This is a genomic window from Halomonas urmiana, from assembly GCF_005780185.1.
Taxonomy (GTDB): domain Bacteria; phylum Pseudomonadota; class Gammaproteobacteria; order Pseudomonadales; family Halomonadaceae; genus Halomonas; species Halomonas urmiana.
Genome location: NZ_VBUI01000037.1, coordinates 1 through 21,715, shown reverse-complemented (window position 1 = coordinate 21,715; position 21,715 = coordinate 1). Strand labels below are relative to the sequence as shown.

The window sequence follows — 21,715 nt, the reverse complement described above, 5'->3', positions numbered from 1 at the left end:
CCTGGAGTCTTCCATGTCACACCGCGTGATCCTGGTCGTCCTCGACGGCCTCAACCATGCCGTCGGCCAGCACGCCATGGGCCACCTGCACGCCCTGTGCGAGGCCGGCCGCGGCCACTATCACTCACTGGACTGTGAGCTGCCCGCCATGTCGCGACCGCTCTACGAATGCCTGCTCACCGGCGACCGCCCGGTGGACTCCGGCGTGGTCCACAACCAGGTGGTGCGCCGTTCCACCGGCCAGAGCCTGTTCGACCTGGCCGCCGCCCAGGGCCGCACCACCGCGGCCGCCGCCTACCATTGGGTCAGCGAGCTCTACCTCGCCGCCCCCTTCGATCGCACCCGCCACCGCTTCCACGAGGATCCCGAGACGGCGATCCACGCCGGGCTCTTCTACTGGCAGGACCACTACCCTGACGATCACCTGTTCAGCGACGCCGAGGCGCTGCGCCGCCGCAACCATCCGGACTTCCTGCTGGTGCACAGCATGAACATCGACGACACCGGCCACCGTCACGGCGGCGACTCCCCCCAGTACCGCAACGCCGCCCGCCACGCCGACATCGCTCTGGCCGACTACCTGCCCCGGTGGCTGGCCGAGGGCTACCAGGTGATTGTCACCGCCGATCACGGCATGAACGCCGACCGCTCCCACTCCGGCACCCTCGAGGAGGAGCGCCGCGTGCCGCTCTGGACCTTCGGCGAGGCCTTCGCCCGACGCCCGGTGGAGCGCCTCGAGCAGACCCGGCTGTGCGGCACCCTGGCCACGCTGCTGGGCCTCGCCCACGCCAAGCCGGCGCAGCCGGAACTGCTGACCGAGCATGAGGCGCCGGCATGAAGGGCCCGAGACTCCCTGCCTGGCTGGGGCTCGCGCCCTTCGCGCTGGCGTTTTTCGCCTTCCAGGTCGCGCCCATGCTGTGGGTGGCTGTGAGCGCCTTCCGCGTCGAGGGCGACTGGGGGCTGGATCACTTCCGCGAGATCGCCGCCTCGCCGTTCTTCCGCCAGGCGATCTGGCGCAGCCTCGAGATCTCGCTGGTCTCAAGCGTGCTGGGACTCACCATCGCGACCCTAGCCTGCCAGGCGATGACGCGCTCGAACGCCCGCCTGCGCCGGGTGATGATCTCGTTCACCAACATGACCTCGAACTTCGCCGGGGTGCCCCTGGCCTTCGCCTTCATCATCCTGATGGGTGCCAACGGCGTGCTGACCCTGGCGCTTGAGCGCCTGGGCATCGTCGAGGAGATCCGCCTCTACTCCACCAGCGGACTGATCGTGGTCTACACCTGGTTCCAGATCCCGCTGGGCATCCTGCTGCTCTTCCCCGCCTTCGCCGGACTCAAGGACGAGTGGCGAGAGGCCGCCAGCCTGCTCGGCGCGGGACGCCTGGCCTACTGGCGCCACGTGGGCCTGCCGGTGCTGCGCCCCGCCCTGCTCAGCACCTTCACCGTGCTGGTCGCCAACGCCATGGGCGCCTACGCGACCGTCTACGCGCTGGTCAACACCAGCTTCAACCTGATGACCATCCGCATCGCCAACCTGGTGGCGGGCGACCTATTCCTGCGCCCCGACCTCGCCAGCGCCCTGGCCCTGGTGCTGGTCATCCTGCTGGTGGGCATCACCCTGATCCAGCGCGCCATCCTGCCGAGGAGCGACACCCATGGCACACGCTGACTCCCTGCCCCGCCCGCTTCCCCTGGCCGAGCCTCGCCGGCGGGGGCGATTCCGCCTGCCCTCGTCCTACACGCTCGTGCTGGCCGGCGTGTTGCTGCTGCTCGCCCTGCCGCTGGTGGCGACCCTGGGCTACGCGCTGGCCAGTCGCTGGGGCGCGACCCTGCTGCCGGAGGGCCTGACCCTGGCCTGGTTCCTTGAACTCTGGGCCACGCCGCGCTTCCTAGCCGCCTTCGGCCGCTCGCTGCTGATCTCGGTGGGAGCTCTGGCGCTCTCCCTGGCGCTGATCCTGCCGGTGGCGGTGCTCGCCCAGACCCGCTACCCACACCTGGACCACTGGATGAACACCCTGATCCTGATGCCCTTCGCGGTGCCGCCAGTGGTCTCCTCGGTAGGGCTGCTGCAGCTCTACGCCGGCGGGCCGCTGTCGCTGGTGGGCACGCCCTGGATCCTGATTCTCACCTACTTCACCATCGCGCTGCCCTTCATGTACCGCACCCTGGCCAACAGCCTGCGGGCGATGAACGTGGTCGAGCTGATGGAGGCGGCGCAGCTGCTCGGGGCGAGCCCGTTCCGGGCCTTCTTCCTGGTGATCCTACCCAACATCCGCGCCGGCGTGCAGATCGCCATCTTCCTGTCGTTCTCTTTCTTGGTCGGCGAGTTCGTGTTCGCCAACATGCTGGTGGGCACGCGCTTCGAGACCCTGCAGGTCTATCTCAACAACATGCGCGGGGCCAGCGGCCACTTCACCAGCGCCCTAGTGATCACCCTGTTCACCGTCACCCTCGTGCTGACTTGGCTGGGCGCCCGCCAAGCCGACTATACGCCCAAGGAGGCCTCCCGATGAGCCACGCCGCCCCCAACTCAGCCCTCACATCAGCCCCAGGCTCGGCCCCCGCCTCGCCAGCCACCGGCGGCGAGAATGCCCTGCACCTCAGCGGACTGGCCAAGTGCTTCGACACCACCCCGGTGTTCCAGGAGATCGAGGCCGACATCGCGCACGGCGAGTTCATCACCCTGCTCGGCCCCTCCGGCTGCGGCAAGTCGACCCTGCTGCGGGCCATTGCCGGGCTAACGCTCCTGGACCAGGGCCGGATCCGCGTCGGCGGGGACGACATCACCTACCTGCCGCCCCAGCGGCGCGGTGTCGGCATGGTCTTCCAGCACTACGCGCTGTTCCCCAACATGACGGTGGCGGGCAACGTCGCCTTCGGCCTGCGCATGCAGCGGGTCGAGGCCGGCGAACGGGCACGCCGGGTCGAGGAGGTAGTGCGCCTGGTGGAGCTCACCGACCAGGCCCACAAGTTCCCCCAGCAGCTCTCCGGCGGCCAGCGCCAGCGCGTCGCCCTGGCCCGGGCGCTGGTGGTCGAGCCGCGCGTCCTGCTGATGGACGAGCCGCTCTCGGCGCTGGATGCTCGCATCCGCCGCCACCTGCGCGACCAGATCCGCGAGATCCAGCGGTCGCTGGGCCTGACCACGCTGTTCGTCACCCACGACCAGGAGGAGGCGCTGCTGATCTCCGACCGGGTGTTCCTGATGCACCAGGGACGCATCCTGCAGCAGGCGAGCGCCGAGACCCTCTACTCCCGCCCCGTGGACAAGGCCGCCGCGGGCTTCATGGGGCACTACAACCTGCTGGAGGCGCCCCAGGCCGAGCCGCTGCTGGGCTATCGGTCCGGGGCGGCACGGGTGGCGCTGCGCCCGGAGGCGCTCTACCTCAGCGTCGAGGGGCGCACCCTGGGCGGCGACCCGCCGCCGCACATGGGGCCGGCCCGGCCTGGCGTGGTGCGCCGCCAGCGCCTGCTCGGCAACATCGTGCGTTATGAAATCGAGGTCGATTCGCTCTCGCTCAGCGTCGACACCCTCAATCGCAGCGTGCGCACCCAGCTCGCAGAGGGCACGAGGGTGGCCGTGCAGGCCGACCTCGACGAGGTGCAGGAGCTTTGCGCATGAACCTCGCCCTGTTCGACCTCGACGACACCCTGCTCGACGGCGACATCACCGGGCTGTGGAACGACTGGCTGATCGACCGGGGCTGGATCGACGACGCCGCGACCCATCGCGCCACCTTCGGCGCGCACATGCGCGCCTATGGCGCCGGCGAGCTCGACATGGAGGCGCACCTTCGCCTGCTGCTCGCCCCGCTGGCGGGACGCGCGGTGACCGAGGTAGCGGACGAGGTCGAGGCCTGCCTCGACGCCGTGGTGATGCCGCGGCTCTTCCCCGCGGGGCGCGAGCGGCTGGCCTGGCACAGCCGCCAGGGGCATCGCACCCTGATCATCTCCGCCTCCACCGCCCAGCTGGTGGCGCCCCTGGCGCGGCGCCTCGGCGTCGACGGCGCCCTGGCCACGGCGCTGGAGGTCGACCATGGTGGCGACACGCCCCGCTACACCGGTCGCGCCACGGGCACGCGCACCTTCCGCGAGGGCAAGCTCGCGGCCCTCGACGCCTGGCTGGCGGGACGCGCCGTGCGACGCAGCTGGGGCTACTCGGACTCGCGCAACGACCTGGCCCTGCTCGAGGCGGTGGACCATGCTCACGCCATCCACCCCGACCCAGCCCTCGCGGGCATCGCCCGGGCGCGCGGCTGGGCGATGCCCGACTGGCGCCGCTAGGACGCCAACCACCACGAACGACCGCCACAAACGACCGCGGGCAGCCCTTAGGCTGCCCGCGCTCGTGGGGGTTTACCCGCGAGGGCTCAGAAGAACAGCCTGCGCAGCGCCTCACCGGGCTCGGCCTCGCGCACGAAGGCCTCGCCCACCAGGAAGGCGTTGACGTCGTGCTCGCGCATGCGCAGCACGTCGTCGCGGCTATGGATGCCGGACTCGGTGACCACGGTGACGCCGACCGGTATACGCGGCAGCAACTCCAGTGTGGTCTCGAGGCGGGTGTTGAAGGTGTGCAGGTCGCGGTTGTTGATGCCCACTAGGGCGAGGTCGAGCGCCTGCGCTCGCTCGAGCTCCAGGGCGTCGTGAACCTCCACCAGCACGTCCATGCCGAGCTCCGTGGCCTGGCGGTGCAGGTCCGCCAGGCGGGCGTCGTCCAGGGCGGCGACGATCAGCAGGATGCAGTCCGCGCCGATGGCCCGCGCCTCGCTCACCTGGTAACCGTGGGTGATGAAGTCCTTGCGGATCACCGGCAGGCCGCAGGCCGCGCGGGCCTCGATCAGGTCGTCCTCGTGGCCCTGGAAGAAGTCGGCGTCGGTCAGCACCGAGAGGCAGGCGGCTCCGCCCCCGGCGTAGCTCGCGGCGATCTCGCCGGGGCGGAAGTCCTCGCGCATCACCCCCTTGGAGGGCGAGGCCTTCTTGATCTCGGCGATCACCGCCGGGTCGCCGGCGCGGATGGCGCCATCAAGGGCGGCGACGAAGCCGCGGGGGGCGTCCTGCTCGGCGGCCAGGCGCAGGAGCTCCTGCTCGGAGACGGCCCGCGAGCGCTCGGCGACCTCCTCCGCCTTGCGAGACAGGATGCGCTCGAGGATGGTCGGCAGGTCGGTCATGTCGGGCCTCACTGGTTGAACACGCGGGTGAAGTTGGCAAGCTCGCGGAGCTTCTCCAGCGGCAGCTTCGAGGCCTGGGCATCCTGGGCCATGGCGACGCCCTCCTTGAGGGTATCGGCGACCCCGGAGGCATAGAGGGCGGCGCCGGCGTTGAGCGCGACGATATCGGCGGCCGACCCCTCGCCCACCAGCGCCTGCTCGACCAGCCGCAGGCTATCCTCGGCGGTCTTGACGCGCAGCGGGTCGAGCGACTGTCGCTCGATGCCGAACTGCTCGGGGGTGATGGTGTACTCGTGGATCTCGCCGTCTTTGAGCTCGGCGACCAATGTCGGCTGGGCCAGCGAGATCTCGTCGAGGCCGTCCTCGGCATGCACCACCAGCACGTGCTCGCTGCCCAGGCGACGCAGCACCTCGGCCATCAGCGGCACCAGTTCCGGGGCATAGACCCCCAGCACCTGGTTGGGCGCGCCGGCGGGATTGGTCAGCGGCCCGAGGATGTTGAACAGGGTACGCACGCCCATCTCGCGCCGCGGTGCTACCGCGTAGCGCATGGCGGGGTGATGGTTGGGGGCGAACATGAAGCCCACGCCCACCTGCTCGATGCAGCGGCCGACCTGCTCGGCGTCGAGGTCCAGGTGAATGCCGGCCACGGCGAACAGGTCGGCGCTGCCCGAGGAGGAGGAGACGCCGCGGTTGCCGTGCTTGGCGACGTGGGCGCCGCCCGCCGCAACCACGAAGCTCGCCGCCGTGGAGACGTTGAACAGATTCGCCCCGTCGCCGCCGGTGCCGACGATGTCGACCACGTTGTCGGCCATGAGCCGCACCGGGGTCATCAGCTCGCGCATCACCTGGGCGGCGGCGCTGATCTCCTCGGCGGTCTCGCCCTTCATCGCCATGCCCATCAGGAAAGCGGCGATCTGCGGCTCGCTGGCCTCGCCGGTCATGATCTGGCGCATCACGGCGTGGGTCTCACCAAAGCTCAGGTTCTCGCGGCGCATCACCGCGCCGAGGGCCTCTCGCATCTGCATGGGATTCTTCTCCTCTGGCTGGGGCACGGCTCAGCGACGCTTCAGGAAGTTAGCCAGGAGCTCATGGCCCTGACGGGTGAGGATCGATTCGGGGTGGAACTGCACGCCTTCCACGTCCAGTTCGCGATGGCGAAGCCCCATGATCAGCCCCGGGGTGACGTCGTCCTCGTCGCACCAGGCGGTGACCTCCAGGCAGTCCGGCAGGCCCTCGCGCTCCACCACCAGCGAATGGTAGCGCGTCACCTCGAGCGGCTCCTCGAGGCCCTCGAACACGCCCTGGCCGAGGTGGCGGATCCGCGAGGTCTTGCCGTGCATCACCTGGGGGGCGCGCACGACGCGCCCGCCGTAGACCTGGCCGATCGCCTGGTGGCCCAGGCAGACGCCGAGCACCGGGATGCGCCCGGCGAAGCGGTGAATGGCGGCCATGGAGATGCCCGCCTGGTCGGGGGTACAGGGGCCCGGGGAGATCACCAGGTGACTCGGCGCGAGGGCCTCGATCTCATCGAGGGTGATGGCGTCGTTGCGGTGGGTCTCCACCTCGGCGCCCAGCTCCCCGAGGTACTGGACCACGTTGAAGGTGAAGCTGTCGTAATTGTCGATCATCAGCACGGACATGGTGCGCTCTCCGGCACTCGCCCGGCCAGGGCCGGACGACAGGAATCAGGGGTCACTCGAGGTTGTCCAGGCCGCGTTCGGCCATGGCCACGGCGCGGAACAGGGCGCGGCCCTTGTTGAGGGTCTCCTGCCACTCCATCTCCGGCACCGAGTCGGCGACGATGCCCGCGCCGGCCTGGACGTGCAGCTGGCCGTCCTTGATCACCGCGGTGCGGATGGCGATGGCGGTATCCATGTTGCCGTGCCAGGAGAGGTAGCCCACGGCGCCGGAGTAGACGCCGCGCTTGACCGGCTCCACCTCGTCGATGATCTCCAGCGCGCGGATCTTGGGGGCGCCGGAGACGGTGCCCGCCGGGAAGGTGGCGCGCAGTACGTCCATCGCGGAGAGGCCAGGCTTCAGGCGCCCCACCACGTTGGAGACGATGTGCATCACGTGGGAGTAACGTTCCACCACCATCTTGTCGGTCACGGTGACCGAGCCGGTCTCGCTGATGCGACCGACGTCGTTGCGCCCCAGGTCGATCAGCATCAGGTGCTCGGCGAGCTCCTTGGGATCATTGAGCAGCTCGGCCTCGAGCGCCCGATCCTCGGCCTCGTCGCGGCCGCGCTTGCGGGTGCCGGCGATGGGCCGCACGGTGACTTCGCCGTCCTCCAGGCGGGTGAGGATCTCCGGCGAGGAGCCGGCCACCTGGTGATCGCCCAGGTTCAGGTAGAACATGTAGGGCGAGGGATTGAGGCTGCGCAGGGCGCGATAGAGGTCCAGCGGCGCCGCCCGGTAGGGAATCGACATGCGCTGGGACGGCACGCACTGCATGACGTCGCCGGCCAGCACGTACTCCTTGATCTGCTCCACCGCCGCCTTGAAGCCCTCCTCGGTGAAGCCCGAGGTGAAGTCGCCCTCCTGTACCGCCGCGCGACCGGTGCCGGGGCTGACGGTGTTGTGGGTGGCGCTGCGCAGGCGCAACTCGAGGCGCTCCAGGCGCGCCACGGCCCGCGCGTAGGCGGCCTCCTCGGCCGGGTCGGCGTGGGTCCAGAGGGTCAGCCGGCCGGAGAGGTTGTCGAACACCACCAGGTCGTCGCAGACCATCAGCAGGATGTCCGGCACGCCCAGCGGGTCGGGCTTGGCGTCGACGTGAGGGCCGCGCAGGCGCGGCTCGATGTAGCGGATGGTCTCGTAGCCGAAGTAGCCCACCAAGCCGCCGTCGAAGCGCGGCTGGTCGTCCAGGCGGGGCACCTTGAAGCGGGCCTGGAACTGCTCGATCCACGCCAGGGGATCCTCGACCTCCACGGCGCCCCGCTGCTCGTCGTCGACGATATGGCGGACGGTGAAGCCGCGCACCTCGATACGCTCGCGGCACGGCAGGCCGATGATCGAGTAGCGCCCCCACTTCTCGCCGCCCTGCACGGACTCGAGCAGGAAGGTCCAGGGCGCGTCGGCCAGCTTCAGGTAGGTGGAGAGCGGGGTATCGAGATCGGCCAGCACCTCGCGGGTGACCGGAATACGGTTATAGCCGGCGTCGGCCAGCTCATGAAAGCGCTCGGGAGTCATCATGCCCGGGTCCTCGCGGTGGAGAGAAAGACACTGGTGGATCGAGGGACGCCCCGCCGGAGCGCCCGGTCAGGCGAGCATCACCATCGCCAGCCGCCGATCAGGCCGGGGCGCGAGAGGAGGCGGTCAGCAGAGCGGCGGGAGAAGGCATCCAGCGTCATGGGGTGTCCATCGGAGGAGATCGCGAGATCCGTTATAACAAAAAACTATCGTTATCAGGCTCATTATAGCCCAGACAAAATCACCCTAAACGAGTTCCGCAAGCGATTCAACCGTGCCATCCGGGCGGCTCAGCGCCACCGGCTCGCCGTGGTTGTAACCGTAGGGCACCGCCAGGGTGCGAAAGCCCGCGGCGCGGCCGGCGGCGATGTCGTGGCGCGAGTCGCCGACCATCAGGCACGCCGACGGCGACACGTCGAAATGTGCCGCCACGTGCAGGAGCGGTGCCGGGTCGGGCTTCTTCGCCGTCAGGCTGTCGCCCCCCAGGCAGAGCGCGAAGTGGCCATCGAGGCCGAAGGCCTCGAGGAGCGGCGCGATGAAGGCGCTCGGCTTGTTGGTCACCAGCGCCAGGGGCAGCCCGCGCGCGGCGAGCGCCGCCAGCGCCTCGCGCGCCCCGGGATAGAGCCGGGTGCGGGCGCAGGGCACGCGGCCGTAGTGATCGAGAAAGCCCCGGTGGGCACGCGCCAGCAGCGCCTCGTCCGGCGCCCCGCCCAGCGCCGCCTCGAGGGCGCGGGCCATCAGCGTAAGCGAGCCGTTGCCGACCCAATCGTGCACCCGAGCCTCGCCCTGGGGCGTCAGGCCGAGCTCCGCCAGGGCGGCGTCGGCGGCCACGGCGAGGTCCGGCACGGAGTCGATCAGGGTGCCGTCCAGGTCGAAGGCGACCAGACGAATGTCGTTGAGGATGGGATGCATGACGCCTCTCATCGGATGAGTCGAAGGCCCATTATGCCGGAGCGGCCATGGGCAGGAAATCGGCGAAGGCTTATGCTGGAGCCTCAACCTTTCGGGAGCAATGACATGAACCTGCCAAGAATCGTCGTGGTCGGCGGGGGGGCCGGCGGCCTCGAGCTGGTCACCCGGCTTGGCCGCAAGCTCGGCCGGCGCGGCCGCGCCGAGATCGTGCTGGTCGACCGCAATGCCACCCATATCTGGAAGCCGCTGCTGCACGAGGTCGCGACTGGCGCGCTGGACTCGGGGCTGGACGAGATCTCCTACCAGGCTCACTCGAGCCTGCACGGCTACCGCTTCCAGCGTGGCACCCTGAGCGGCATCGACCGCGAGGCCCGCACCCTGACCCTGGCCCCGGTGCTCGACGATGCCGGCGACGAGGTGCTGCCCGCCCGCGAGCTGACCTATGACCAGCTGGTACTGGCGCTGGGCAGCGTCAGCAACGACTTCGACACCCCCGGCGTCGGCGAGCACTGCCACTTCCTCGACAGTCCCCAGCAGGCCGAGGCCTTCCGTCAGGAGATGCTCAACACCTTCCTGCGCCACAACGACCCGCGCCGCGAGCGGCCGGCGCGCATGGCAGTGGGCATCGTCGGCGCCGGCGCCACGGGGGTCGAGCTCGCCGCGGAGCTCCACGAGGCCTCGCGGATGCTGCACAGCTACGGGGTCACCTCCCTGGACAGCGACCAGCTCGAGGTGCACCTGATCGAGGCCGCCCCGCGGGTGCTGCCGGCGCTGCCGGAACGCATCAGCGAGGCGGTCCACAAGGAGCTGGAGCGGCTGGGGGTGAAGATCCATGCCGAGACCCGCGTGACCCGGGTGGAGGCCACGGCGATCCATACCGCCGACGGCGAACGCATCGAGATCGATCTCGGCGTCTGGGCGGCGGGCATCAAGGCGCCGGCCCTGCTCTCGGCACTGGGCCTGCCGACGGAGAAGAACCATCGGCTCAGGGTCCACGACACCCTGCAGAGCACGGAGGATCCCCGGGTGTTCGCCATGGGCGACTGCGCCAGCTGCCCGCAGCCGGACGGCAGCACGGTGCCGCCACGCGCCCAGGCCGCCCATCAGCAGGTCGCCACGCTGTACCACAACCTGCAGGCCCAGTTCGCCGACAAACCCCTCAAGTCCTTCGTCTACCGGGACCGCGGCTCGCTGATCTCGCTGGCGCACTTCGATGCCATCGGCAGCCTGATGCGCGGCGCCTCGGCGCGCAGCCTGTTCATCGAGGGACACCTGGCGAAGTTCTTCTACGCCTCGCTCTATCGTATGCACCAGCGCGCCATCCACGGCACCCTGAAGACCGGCCTGATGGTCGTGGTGGACGGGCTCAACCGCTTCCTGAAGCCGCGCCTGAAGCTGCACTGAGGCGACGCCACCCCGTCCCCTGAACGAGAAGGGCCGCCGGGTCTCCCCCGGCGGCCCTTCTCGATGCCGCCTTCCCCGATACGGCCCGCGGCACCGATCACCGCGATCAGCGAGGCGGTCTGGATGCCGAGGCGGCGGCTCGCCCTTTATGGCCTCAATCCCGCGACCGCGCAAGCCACTGCCGCTTCGCCGCGGCGCTCAGGCGCTTGACGGCGGCTTCGCGTCGTAGTGCCTCACCATGATCGCCGACGCGCTCGTGATATAGCAGCACCAGCGGCCCCTTGCCGCGCAGCGCCTTGGCCCCGCGGCCGGCACGATGCTCGGCCAGGCGCCGGTCGACGTCGGTAGTGATCCCGGTATAGAGGGCGCCCGCCGCGGTCTCGATCAGGTACAGATACCACAGCCGCTCGGCGGCCGGGCTCGGCGCATCGACGGCGCTCATCGAGCCGCCTCAGGCGCCGGCCAGGGCCCGGCGGAAGTCGCCGATCACCCCGTCGTAGCGGTGAGGGTCGGCCTCGTTGCGCGCCTTGAACACCGCCGAGCCGGCGACAAAGGTGTCCGCACCGGCGCGGGCGATCTCGGCGATGTTGTCGACCTTGACCCCGCCGTCGATCTCCAGGCGAATATCGAAGCCGGAGGCGTCGATGCGCCGACGCGCCTCGCGCAGCTTGTCCAGGGTGCCCGGCAGGAAGGACTGGCCGCCGAAGCCCGGGTTGACGCTCATCAGCAGGATCATGTCGACCTTGTCCATCACGTAGTCCAGGAAGGAGAGCGGCGTGGCCGGATTGAACACCAGGCCCGCCTTGCAGCCACCGTCGCGGATCAACTGCAGGGAGCGGTCGATGTGGTCGGAGGCCTCGGGGTGGAAGGTGATGTAGCTGGCCCCGGCATCGATGAAGTCGCCGATCAGCCGGTCCACCGGCCTGACCATCAGGTGGGCGTCGATGGGCGCGGTCACCCCGTGCTGCCGGAGGGCCTCGCAGACCATCGGCCCGATGGTCAGGTTGGGCACGAAGTGATTGTCCATCACGTCGAAGTGGACGATGTCCGCGCCGGACGCCAGCACATCGTCGACCTCCTCGCCCAGGCGGGCGAAATCGGCGGAGAGAATCGAGGGTGCAAGCTGGAAATCGAGTCGGGAGTCGGTCATGGCGACGATCGGTTCCTGTGAGAGTCGAGGGGGCACGATGGGCGGCATTCTAGCAGCATCTCGCGCCCCGCCGTATGGCTTGCAGGTTCGCCGCACGCGGCCGATAGTGATTAGCCCCCTCAACGGAGACACCCGATGATGACCCGCTGCCTGTCGCGTCCCCTGAGTGCCGGCCTGCTGGCCGGCACGCTGCTCTTCGCCCCGCCACTGATCGCCCAGCCGGCCATCCTCGAAGGCGAGCGCTTCCACCCCCAGGAGGGCGCCGAGGGCATGGTGGCGACCAGCCACTTCCTGGCCTCCCGGGTCGCCCATGATGTCCTCGCCGCCGGGGGCAACGCCATGGACGCCGCCGTCACCGCGGGTTTCGCCCTGGCCGTCACCCAGCCCCGCTCGGGCAACATCGGCGGCGGCGGCTTCATGCTGATCTCCGACGAGGAGAGCGACGAGGTCATCGCCATCGACTACCGGGAGGAGGCCCCCGCGGCCGCCACCGAGACCATGTTCCAGGACGAGGACGGCAACGTCGTCTCCGAATGGTCGCGCTTCACCCATCGCGCCGCCGGCGTGCCCGGCACCGTGGCGGGCCTGGCGCTGGCGCTGGAGGAGTACGGCACCCTGAGCCTCGCCGAGGCCCTGGCGCCGGCGATCCGGCTCGCCGAGGAGGGCTTCGCGGTGCCCCAGCGCTTCGTCAACGGGGTGAGCGCGACCCGCGAGCGCCTGACCCAGTGGGACTCGACCAGGGCGATGTTCTTCAAGGAGGACGGCAGCCCCTACGAGGTCGGCGACACCTTCCGCCAGCCGGACCTGGCGGCGACTCTCAGGCGCATCGCCGAGCAGGGACCGCGGGAGTTCTACGAGGGCGAGACCGCCGAGCTGATCGTCGCCGAGATGGAGCGCCACGACGGCCTGATCTCCCGCGAGGACCTGGCCGGCTACCAGCCGGTGATCCGCGAGCCCAGCCACGGCAACTATCGCGGCTACGACGTCTACGCCATGAGCCCGCCCTCCTCCGGTGGCGCGCACATCGTGCAGATGCTCAATATCCTCGAGGCCTACGACATCGGCGACATGGGCTTCGGCGCGGCCAACACCATGCACCTGATGGCCGAGGCGATGAAGCGCGCCTACGCCGACCGCTCGGAGTACCTGGGCGACACCGACTTCGTCGACGTTCCGCTGGAGGGCATCACCTCCGAGGGCTACGCCGACGAGCTGCGCGCCGAGATCGCCATGGACCGCGTCACGCCGAGCGAGGAGATCGCCCCGGGCAACCCGCTGCCCTATGAGTCCAACGAGACCACCCACTTCTCCATCGCCGATGACGACGGCCTGGCGGTCTCCAACACCTACACCATCAACTTCAGCTACGGCTCGGGGATCGCCGTGGCGGGCGCCGGCTTCCTGCTCAACAACGAAATGAACGACTTTTCCGCCAAGCCCGGCGTGCCCAACGCCTACGGCCTGATCGGCGGCGCGGCCAACAAGATCGAGCCCGGCAAGCGCATGCTGTCGTCGATGACGCCGACCATCGTCAAGCAGGACGGCAAGAACTTCCTGATCACCGGCAGCCCCGGCGGCTCGCGGATCATCACCACCACCTTGCAGGTGCTGATGAACGTCATCGACCACGACATGAACATCCAGTCGGCGGTCAGCGCCCCGCGCATCCACCACCAGTGGCTGCCCGACGAGCTGCGCATCGAGGCCGGCTTCAGCCCCGACACCCTGGAGCTGCTCAAGGGCAAGGGCCACACCATCAGCCAGGAGGCGGCGATGGGCGCCGCCCAGTCGATCGTAATCGAGGAGGGTCGCTTCTACGGTGGCGCCGACCCGCGGCGCTCCACCTCCTCGGCCATGGGGCTCTAGGCCCGCAACAGCTCCGACAGGCGACTGCACGGCCCCCACACCACCCCGACGCCCTCGGCCTCACCGAGCGCGCTTTCGACGGCGACGAGGAGCGGGTCACGGCGTTCATGCGCGACTTCCTCGGCAACGTCAAGGTCTTCGACACCGGCGGCCGCGCGGCCGAGGCTTGCCACCGCGGGCTGATGGGTCGCCCCCGGGGGGATATACTCGGGGCCCGATCTTTCATCAGGAGCCTTACCATGCAGCGTCGACGCGTTCTGGGGGCCTGCGCCCTGCTACTCACCGCCGGCTGGCTGGCCGGCTGCGCCAGCCCCCACTACCTGCAGCTCGATCCGCGTCGCACGGCCGGCATGCCCCTGACGGGCAGCGGCCAGACCGTGACCGTGACGGCCGTGGACGGGCGCGACAGCGAGGTGCTGGGCACACGCACCGGCAGCGCCATGTCCACCGCGGTGATCACCGTCAACGCCCACGAACTGGTGCCCGAGCTTCAGGCCGAGGCCGAACGGGCGATCCGGGAGATGGGCTTCACCCCGACCACCGCGCGCGCCGAGGGACGGCCTAGCCTGACGCTGACCCTCGACCACCTGGGTTACGAGCGCGGCGAGAGCCGCCCCTTCATCGACGAGGCGCGGCTCGAGGCGGTGCTCGTCGCCGAGGCGATCAATGCCGGCACCACCTACACCGGCGCCTATACCTCGCGCCGCACCCAGGGCTACGCCTTGCGCCCCGACAAGGCGGCCAACACCCGGATGGTCAACGAGCTGCTCTCCGACGGCCTGGATCGCGCCTTCCGCGATCCCGAGCTCGGTCGCCTGCTGGCGCGCTGATCCAACGCCGCGGGCCGCCCCACACCGGTTCACCTTATTAGGTCAGCGGCCCGCGACGCTCCAGCGCCCAGACGCACTCGCGAAAGCCGTTGGCCTCCGGCTCGCCATCCTCCAGGTGGGTGACCCGGAAGTTGGGGTCGAAGAGCGCATGCACCTCGTCGGCATCGACACTGTAAGGCGGGCCGCCGGGATCCCGGGTCAGGCTGATCAGAAGCCCCCGGGCGCCCGGCGGCATCAGCTGCGCCAGGTGGAAGGCGTAGCGCTGGCGGGTGGCCTCGGGCAGGGCGATCAGCGCGGCGCGATCGTAGAAGGCGCCGATCTCGGCCGCCTGATCGATGTGGAAGTGGAAGAAGTCCCCGCACCACAGCTCCAGGTTGCCCTGGCGGCAGACGTCGAAGCCGTCCTGGTGGTAGCGGGTGACGTCTCCCCTGCCCTCGGCGACGAACTGCTCGATGGCCGTCTCGGCGAGTTCGATGCCCAGCACCGGGTAGTCGCGGTTCGCCAGCCAGCGCATGTCTAGGCTCTTGCCGCATAGCGGCACCAGCACCTTGGTACCGGCCCGCACCTTCAGGGCGGGCCAGTGGCGGATGAGGGCCGGATGGGGGTGGTCGCGGTGGAAGCCGATGCGCCCCTCGTGCCAACGCTTGAGCCAATCGTCAGCCATGCTCAGAACCAGCGGTCGCGCTTGCGGCGACGGCGCGGCAGGTGGGGCACGATCAGGCCGACCAGCAGGCCGGCCCCGGCCACGCCGCCGCCGTACATGAAGTAGCGCATCAGCAGGTCCTCCTCCTGGGTGTCCAGGCGCGCCTGGAACTCCCGAATGGTGGCCCGCGACTGCTCGGTCTCCGCCTCGAGGGCCTGATTGCGCGCCTCGAGCTCGTCGATGCGCGCCTCGCGCATCTCCAGGGTGTCGGTCATCGACGCCGTGCGCTTCTCCCAGGTCGCGTTGATGCCGGAGAGCTCCTCGGTCAACGACTCGACCCTCGCTTCCAGGGCCGGCAACCGCTGCTGGGCACTGGGGTCGGTCTGGAGCTCGCTGCTGAGCACCCAGACGACATTGCCCTCGGCGTCCTCGACCCGGCTGTAGTCGCCGCTGGTCTCGAGCACGCTCACCGGCTCGCCGGCGGTCAGGGTGCCGATGATCCGGTAGCCGTCGGTCGGGCCGCTGCGCACGAAGGTGGTAAGTTCGTCCGACACCCAGGCGCCGGCGTCGGTGTCGGCGGCGTCCTGGGCGTGGAGCGCGGGGGGCAGCGTCGCGAGCGCGACGCCGAGTGTCAGAATCTTGAGTCTGTGTATCGTCATGCCATCGTCCTGGCTGTCCAAGGCTCGCGTGTCGTTGCTCTGTCGTGACGCGTTCGCCGTGCCCAACCTCCTTGCCGGGCACGGCAGCGATGCGTGATTCGCGCGGACGGGTTACCCACAGCTGCTGTGGACAACCATCGGGACAACCGCTGGAAACCCGTCGCAAGCCGGCGCGATCATCGTCTCGGTCACATTCCGGTCACTTTCTGACCAGCGCATGACCGCTGGCCGACGCCTGGGCCCGTCCTCGAAAGGCCCACAGGGTACCACAGCCGGGGCGCCCGACCGGGGGCATGCTGGCCCCGATGCCGGCTGCGGCGTATAATGCAGGGTCTTGTCTCGGGTGGCCATCCGGCCATCTCCCCACGTCCATCCAACGGTGTCCCGTCGCGCCAGCTGCCGCGACCTACTCTTATGGCGAAGAAACTCTTCATCAAGACGCACGGCTGCCAGATGAACGAGTACGATTCCGCGCGCATGGCGGATCTGCTCGGCGAATCCCATCAGCTCGAGCTCACCGACGACGAGCGCGATGCCGACGTCATCCTGCTCAACACCTGCTCCATCCGCGAGAAGGCCCAGGAGAAGGTCTTCCACCAGCTCGGCCGCTGGAAGAAGCTCAAGGAGGCCAACCCGGAGCTGGTGATCGGCGTGGGCGGCTGCGTGGCCAGCCAGGAGGGCGAGGCCCTGCGCAAGCGCGCCCCTCACGTCGACATGGTGTTCGGTCCCCAGACCCTGCACCGGGTGCCGGGCATGCTCGACGCGCGCGCCGACAATAAGATCTCGGTGGTCGACGTCACCTTCCCCGAGGTCGAGAAGTTCGATCATCTCCCCAAGCCGAGTTCCGACGGCGCCACCGCCTTCGTCTCCATCATGGAGGGATGCTCCAAGTACTGTACCTTCTGCGTGGTGCCCTACACCCGCGGCGAGGAGGTCTCGCGCCCCTTCGAGGCAGTGATGGACGAGATCATCCACCTGGCCGACCAGGGGGTGCGCGAGATCAACCTGCTCGGGCAGAACGTCAACGCCTACCGCGGCGAGAACCAGCTCGGTGACGAGATCGACCTGGCCGAGCTGATCAGCTGCGTGGCCGCCGTCGAGGGCATCGATCGCATCCGCTTCACCACCTCCCACCCGGTGGAGTTCTCCGACAGCCTGATCGAGGCCTACGCCGAGATCCCGGAGCTGGTCAGCCACCTCCACCTGCCGGTGCAGGCCGGCTCGGATCGGGTGCTTGCCGCCATGAAGCGCGGCCACACGGTGGAGGAGTACGTCGAGAAGATGGAGCGTATCCGCGCGCTGCGCCCCGACATCAGCTTCTCCTCGGACTTCATCATCGGTTTTCCCGGCGAGACCGCCGAGGACTTCGAGTCGACCATGGACCTGATCCATCGCATCGGCTTCGATCACTCCTTCAGCTTCGTCTACTCGGCGCGTCCCGGCACCCCGGCGGCAGGGCTCGAGGACGACACCCCGGAGAGCGTCAAGAAGCAGCGCCTGGCGATCCTCCAGGAGCGCATCAACCAGCAGGCGATGCAGATCAGCCGGCGCATGGTGGGCACCACCCAGCGCATCCTGGTCACCGGCTTCTCGCCCCGCGACCCGGGCCAGCTCTCGGGACGCACCGAGAACAACCGCGTGGTCAACTTCCGCGCCGCCAATCCCTTCGAGCTGATCGGCTACTTCGTCGACGTCGAGATCAATGAGGCACTGCCCAACTCCCTGCGCGGCGAGCTCGCCTCTCCCGAACGCTTCTGAGTCAGCGATTGCCCCGGCCGGCGCCGGGGCAGTAAGCTTGGAGCCACATCCACAACGCACGGATCACTCAGTCTTGAGCCAGCCATCTTCTCAGGCCAACCGCATCGTCACCCTGAACCTGGAACCCAACGATCCTCGCCGCCTGGCCAACCTCTGCGGCCAGCGCGACGAGCACCTCAAGCTGGTCGAGGCACGGCTCGGCATCACCCTGCGCAACCGGGGCAACATCTTCCAACTCGCCGGGCCGGCTCATCGCGTCAAGGCCGCCGCCAACGTGCTGGAGCATCTCTATCGGGAGACCGAGGTCAGCGACCTCGAGCCCGACACGGTGCACCTCTTCCTGCAGGAGTCCGGCCTCGAGGCGCTGGACGAGGAGGAGGGCGATGAGACCGACGACGAGGTGCTGCTGCGCACCCCGCGCACGCTGATCAAGCCACGCGGTCTCAACCAGCAGAGCTACGTCTCGAGCATCCGTGCCCACGACATCAACTTCGGCATCGGGCCAGCCGGCACCGGCAAGACCTACCTGGCCGTGGCCGCCGCGGTGGAGGCGCTCAACCAGCAGGAGGTGCGTCGCATCCTGCTGGTGCGCCCGGCCGTGGAGGCCGGCGAGAAGCTCGGCTTTCTGCCCGGAGATCTGGCCCAGAAGATCGATCCCTATCTGCGCCCGCTCTACGATGCCCTCTACGAGATGATCGGCTTCGAGCAGGTGGCCAAGCTGATCGAGCGCCAGGTGATCGAGATCGCCCCGCTGGCCTACATGCGCGGACGCACCCTGAACAACGCCTTCATCATCCTCGACGAGAGCCAGAACACCACTCGCGAGCAGATGAAGATGTTCTTGACGCGCATCGGCTTCGGCTCCACGGCGGTGATCACCGGCGACGTGACCCAGGTGGACCTGCCCCGCGGCCAGACCTCGGGGCTGATCCAGGTGCTCGATGTGCTCAAGGACACGCCGGGGATCGGCGTCACCCACTTCGCCGCCAAGGACGTGGTGCGCCACCCCCTGGTCCAGCGCATCATCGAGGCCTACGACCACTTCGAGGCCGGCGAGGAAGCCGCCGAACGCGAGCGCCGGGAGCAGCGCGAGGCCCGTCGCGAGGCACAGGCCGAGGAACGCCAGGCGCGCCAGCGCCAGACCCAGAACCCCGACGATGCCGGGGAACCCGCATGACCAGCGAACCTCCGCCACTCGGCGTCGATCGCCAAGTCGCCGTCGCCGCCGACGTCCTGCCGACCCAGGCCGATCTCGAGGCCTGGATCGGGGCGGTGCTGTCGCGCATCCCCGATGAATCCCGACACGAACTGACCGTGCGCTTCGTCGATGCCGAGGAGAGTCAGGCCCTGAACCGCGACTACCGCGGCCGCGACCGGCCCACCAACGTGCTCTCCTTCCCCTTCGAGGCTCCGCCGGGGATCGAGCTGCCGCTGCTCGGCGACCTGGTGATCTGCCACCCGGTGGTGGTTCAGGAGGCCCGCGAGCAGGACAAGTCGACGCCCGCTCACTACGCTCACATGGTGATCCACGGCACCCTGCACCTGCTGGGCCACGATCACCTCGATGACGACGAGGCCGAGATCATGGAGGCCCTCGAGCGCGAGATCCTGGCATCGCTGGGGATCGCCGATCCATATCTCACCCCCAGCCCTCCGCACTGTGATACCGACAACGAGGACGAGAGAGCCGACGCATGAGCGAAGATCGATCGAGTGGCCAGGGCAACAGGTCCTGGCTCGATAAGTTGTTCAGTGCCCTGTCCAACGACAGCGATGAACCCAGCTCCCGCGGCGAGTTGCTGGCGTTCCTGCGCCAGGCGGGGTCGCGCCTGAAGCTCGACCAGGACGCCATGATGATCATCGAGGGTGCCCTGAGCATCAGCGACCAGCAGGTGCGCGAGGTGCTGATCCCCCGCTCGCAGATCACCGCGATCGCCCTCGACCAGCCCCTCGACGAGTACCTGCCGGTGATCCTGGAGACCGGCCACTCCCGCTATCCGGTGATCGGCGAGAACCTCGACGAGATCAAGGGCATCCTGCTGGCCAAGGACCTGCTGCCGCTGCTGCGGGGCGGCCAGGAGAACGGCCGCCCCTTCCAGCTCGACGAGGTGCTGCGCCCGGCGATGTTCGTGCCCGAGTCCAAGCGGCTCAACAGCCTGCTCAAGGAGTTTCAGGACACCCGCAACCACATGGCCGTGGTGGTGGATGAGTACGGCGGCACCGCGGGCATCGTCACCATCGAGGACATCCTCGAGGAGATCGTCGGCGAGATCGAAGATGAGCACGACATCGACGAGGAGATCGATATCCGCGAGCTGGGCGAGGCCCGCTACGCGATCCGTGCCCTGACGCCGATCGAGGACTTCAACGAACGCTTCGGCACGCAGTTCTCCGACGACGAGTTCGATACCCTCGGCGGCCTGGTGATGCAGCGCTTCGGCCACCTGCCGGGTCGTGGCGAACACACCGAACTCAGCGGCTGGCGCTTCACCGTGCTCAACGCCGACAACCGGCGCATCCGCCTGCTCGAGGCCGCGCCCTGCGACGACGGCGACGAGGAGTAACCCGCCCTCCCCTCTTCCATGGATGGACACGATGGCTGACGTTCGCCTGCCTCCGGCCCTGGGCTGTCTGCTGGCCCTGGTGGCCGGGGGCCTAACCACCCTCAGCGCCGCTCCCTTCTCGCTCTGGTGGCTGGGCCCGGTCGCCGCCGGCCTGGTCTATCTTGGCCTGCCCGCCCTGACGCCTCGCCAGGCCGCCCTGCGCGGCCTCTGCTACGGCATCGGCCTGTTTGGTTCCGGGGCCTCCTGGGTCTATGTCTCGATCCACGACTATGGCTACACCGGGGTGCCCCTGGCACTGCTGCTCACGGCGCTGTTCGTCGTCGGCCTGGCGCTGTTCTTCGCGGTCACCCTGTGGGGCTATCGCCGCCTGTGCGGGCCGCGGTTCGCCGCGCTGACCTTCGCCGGCGCCTGGGTGCTCGGCGAATGGCTACGCACCTGGCTGTTCACCGGCTTCCCCTGGCTGCTGCTGGGCAGCGCCCAGGTCGACTCGCCGCTGGCCCCCTGGGCCCCGATGGGGGGCGTCTACCTGCTGTCGCTGATCACCGCCCTGACCGGCAGCCTCGGCGTCGAACTGCTGCGCCGCCACTGGTGGGCCGCCGCCCCACTGGTCGCGCTGTGGCTGGTGCCGCTGGCCCTGCCGGCCCAGTGGACCACGCCGAAGGGCGACCCGGTGCGCGTCGCGCTGCTGCAGGGCAACCTGCCCCAGCTGATCAAGTGGCGCCCCGAGGGGCAGCGTCGCGCCATCGACACCTACCTCGACCTGACCCGCGGGCTCGACGACGTCGACCTGGTGATCTGGCCCGAGGCCGCGCTGCCGATGTTCGAAGACCAGGCCGCGCCGATCCTCGACCGCGCCCACGCCTCGCTGCCGGAGGGCGTCGAGTTGCTGACCGGCATCCTGCAGCGCGACGAGCGCGGCCTCTACTACAACAGCGTCGTCGGCCGCGGCGACGTGGAGGGCGCCTATCGCAAGGCGCACCTGGTACCCTTCGGCGAGTACCTGCCGCTGGAGAGCCTGCTGCGCGGCGCCATCGCCTTCTTCGATCTGCCCGCCCCGGCCATGACCCCGGGGCCGGCCAGGCAGGCGCCGATCCGCGCCGGCGAACTGATCATCGGCAATGCCATCTGCTACGAGATCATCTATGCCGGCCTGGTGGCCGAACAGGCCCGCGAGGCCGGCGTGCTGCTGACGGTCTCCAACGACACCTGGTTCGGCGCCTCGATCGGGCCGCTGCAGCACCTGCAGATGGCGCGCCTGCGCGCCCTGGAGAACGGTCGTCCGGTGATCCGCGCCACCAGCAACGGCGTCACCGCGCTCATCGATGCCCAGGGCCGGGTCACCGCCCGGGCTCCCCAGTTCGAGACCACCGTGCTCGAGGGCGAGGTCACGGCTACCGAAGGGCTCACGCCCTTCACGCGTACCGGCAGCTGGCCCGCCTGGCTGCTCGCGGCCCTGCTGGTGCTGCCGGGGCTCCGGCTGCGCCGGAAGCGATAAGCTCGAAGCTCGAAGCTCGAAGCTCGAAGCTCGAAGCTCGAAGCTCGAAGCTCGAAGCTCGAAGCTCGAAGCTCG

General features: G+C 69.3%; 22 protein-coding genes. 13 read left to right on the top strand and 9 right to left on the bottom strand.

Going from position 1 to position 21,715, the window contains the following annotated elements:
- Positions 1-13 precede the first annotated feature (13 nt).
- From FEI13_RS17545 to FEI13_RS17525, 5 genes are read left to right on the top strand one after another with little or no spacing between them, the layout of a single operon-like run.
- Positions 14-838 carry an alkaline phosphatase family protein gene (locus FEI13_RS17545; RefSeq protein ID WP_138182804.1) on the top strand — a complete coding sequence of 275 codons (825 nt, stop codon included), beginning with the start codon at positions 14-16 and terminating at the stop codon, positions 836-838.
- Positions 835-1,671: an ABC transporter permease gene (locus FEI13_RS17540; protein ID WP_138182803.1), complete on the top strand. Its 837-nt coding sequence runs from the start codon at positions 835-837 to the stop codon at positions 1,669-1,671. Before FEI13_RS17545 ends, FEI13_RS17540 begins: the two co-directional genes overlap by 4 nt.
- A complete protein-coding gene (locus FEI13_RS17535; protein ID WP_138182802.1) occupies positions 1,658-2,515 on the top strand; it encodes an ABC transporter permease in 858 nt (285 codons plus the stop codon). The genes FEI13_RS17540 and FEI13_RS17535 overlap by 14 nt, the downstream gene beginning before the upstream one ends.
- Positions 2,512-3,621 (top strand): ABC transporter ATP-binding protein, encoded by a 1,110-nt coding sequence (locus tag FEI13_RS17530; protein ID WP_138182801.1) that lies wholly within the window; start codon positions 2,512-2,514, stop codon positions 3,619-3,621. Before FEI13_RS17535 ends, FEI13_RS17530 begins: the two co-directional genes overlap by 4 nt.
- Positions 3,618-4,283, top strand: coding sequence for an HAD family hydrolase (locus FEI13_RS17525; RefSeq protein WP_138182800.1), 666 nt, complete (start codon positions 3,618-3,620; stop codon positions 4,281-4,283). The genes FEI13_RS17530 and FEI13_RS17525 overlap by 4 nt, the downstream gene beginning before the upstream one ends.
- A gap of 86 nt (positions 4,284-4,369) precedes the next feature.
- Here the strand turns inward: FEI13_RS17525 and trpC are convergent, their stop codons facing one another.
- The 5 genes from trpC to FEI13_RS17500 form a co-directional block, all read right to left on the bottom strand.
- Complete coding sequence (trpC, locus tag FEI13_RS17520; RefSeq protein ID WP_138182799.1) at positions 4,370-5,167, bottom strand: indole-3-glycerol phosphate synthase TrpC; 798 nt, start codon at positions 5,165-5,167, stop codon at positions 4,370-4,372.
- A gap of 8 nt (positions 5,168-5,175) precedes the next feature.
- Positions 5,176-6,195, bottom strand: coding sequence for an anthranilate phosphoribosyltransferase (trpD, locus tag FEI13_RS17515; protein ID WP_138182798.1), 1,020 nt, complete (start codon positions 6,193-6,195; stop codon positions 5,176-5,178).
- A gap of 30 nt (positions 6,196-6,225) precedes the next feature.
- The gene (locus FEI13_RS17510; protein WP_138182797.1) at positions 6,226-6,810 is read right to left on the bottom strand and encodes an anthranilate synthase component II; all 585 of its coding nucleotides are present in this window, start codon (positions 6,808-6,810) and stop codon (positions 6,226-6,228) included.
- A 52-nt stretch (positions 6,811-6,862) separates the two neighbouring features.
- The gene (trpE, locus tag FEI13_RS17505; RefSeq protein WP_138182808.1) at positions 6,863-8,359 is read right to left on the bottom strand and encodes an anthranilate synthase component I; all 1,497 of its coding nucleotides are present in this window, start codon (positions 8,357-8,359) and stop codon (positions 6,863-6,865) included.
- 246 nt (positions 8,360-8,605) lie between these two features.
- Positions 8,606-9,271, bottom strand: coding sequence for a phosphoglycolate phosphatase (locus FEI13_RS17500; RefSeq protein WP_138182796.1), 666 nt, complete (start codon positions 9,269-9,271; stop codon positions 8,606-8,608).
- Positions 9,272-9,376: 105 nt separating this feature from the next.
- Here FEI13_RS17500 and FEI13_RS17495 point away from each other — a divergent pair, with 105 nt between their 5' ends.
- Entirely contained in the window at positions 9,377-10,675 is a 1,299-nt protein-coding gene (locus tag FEI13_RS17495; RefSeq protein WP_138182795.1) for an NAD(P)/FAD-dependent oxidoreductase, read from the top strand.
- 154 nt (positions 10,676-10,829) lie between these two features.
- Here FEI13_RS17495 and FEI13_RS17490 read toward each other — a convergent pair whose 3' ends face one another.
- Positions 10,830-11,117, bottom strand: coding sequence for a GIY-YIG nuclease family protein (locus FEI13_RS17490; RefSeq protein ID WP_138182794.1), 288 nt, complete (start codon positions 11,115-11,117; stop codon positions 10,830-10,832).
- A 9-nt stretch (positions 11,118-11,126) separates the two neighbouring features.
- Positions 11,127-11,825, bottom strand: a complete 699-nt coding sequence (gene rpe, locus FEI13_RS17485; protein ID WP_138182793.1) for a ribulose-phosphate 3-epimerase — start codon at positions 11,823-11,825, stop codon at positions 11,127-11,129.
- Between the two features lie 135 nt (positions 11,826-11,960).
- On the opposite strand from rpe, the gene ggt reads away from it, so the two are divergent.
- On the top strand, positions 11,961-13,691 hold the full coding sequence (gene ggt / locus FEI13_RS17480; protein ID WP_138182792.1) for a gamma-glutamyltransferase: 1,731 nt from the start codon (positions 11,961-11,963) through the stop codon (positions 13,689-13,691).
- 239 nt (positions 13,692-13,930) lie between these two features.
- Entirely contained in the window at positions 13,931-14,521 is a 591-nt protein-coding gene (locus FEI13_RS17475) for a YajG family lipoprotein (RefSeq protein WP_138182791.1), read from the top strand.
- Between the two features lie 37 nt (positions 14,522-14,558).
- Here FEI13_RS17475 and FEI13_RS17470 read toward each other — a convergent pair whose 3' ends face one another.
- Positions 14,559-15,185, bottom strand: a complete 627-nt coding sequence (locus FEI13_RS17470) for a class I SAM-dependent methyltransferase (protein WP_138182790.1) — start codon at positions 15,183-15,185, stop codon at positions 14,559-14,561.
- Positions 15,186-15,187: 2 nt separating this feature from the next.
- On the bottom strand, positions 15,188-15,823 hold the full coding sequence (locus tag FEI13_RS17465) for a TIGR04211 family SH3 domain-containing protein (RefSeq protein WP_138182789.1): 636 nt from the start codon (positions 15,821-15,823) through the stop codon (positions 15,188-15,190).
- A gap of 414 nt (positions 15,824-16,237) precedes the next feature.
- On the opposite strand from FEI13_RS17465, the gene miaB reads away from it, so the two are divergent.
- The 5 genes from miaB to lnt all read left to right on the top strand — a co-directional run bounded on the left by miaB (position 16,238) and on the right by lnt (position 21,640).
- Positions 16,238-17,581, top strand: a complete 1,344-nt coding sequence (miaB, locus tag FEI13_RS17460; protein WP_138182788.1) for a tRNA (N6-isopentenyl adenosine(37)-C2)-methylthiotransferase MiaB — start codon at positions 16,238-16,240, stop codon at positions 17,579-17,581.
- Between the two features lie 73 nt (positions 17,582-17,654).
- Complete coding sequence (locus tag FEI13_RS17455) at positions 17,655-18,758, top strand: PhoH family protein (RefSeq protein ID WP_138182787.1); 1,104 nt, start codon at positions 17,655-17,657, stop codon at positions 18,756-18,758.
- Positions 18,755-19,279: an rRNA maturation RNase YbeY gene (gene ybeY / locus FEI13_RS17450; protein ID WP_138182786.1), complete on the top strand. Its 525-nt coding sequence runs from the start codon at positions 18,755-18,757 to the stop codon at positions 19,277-19,279. Before FEI13_RS17455 ends, ybeY begins: the two co-directional genes overlap by 4 nt.
- Positions 19,276-20,145 (top strand): HlyC/CorC family transporter, encoded by an 870-nt coding sequence (locus FEI13_RS17445; RefSeq protein ID WP_138182785.1) that lies wholly within the window; start codon positions 19,276-19,278, stop codon positions 20,143-20,145. The genes ybeY and FEI13_RS17445 overlap by 4 nt, the downstream gene beginning before the upstream one ends.
- 31 nt (positions 20,146-20,176) lie before the next feature.
- Positions 20,177-21,640 (top strand): apolipoprotein N-acyltransferase, encoded by a 1,464-nt coding sequence (gene lnt / locus FEI13_RS17440; protein WP_240036562.1) that lies wholly within the window; start codon positions 20,177-20,179, stop codon positions 21,638-21,640.
- The last annotated feature ends 75 nt before the right edge of the window (positions 21,641-21,715 follow it).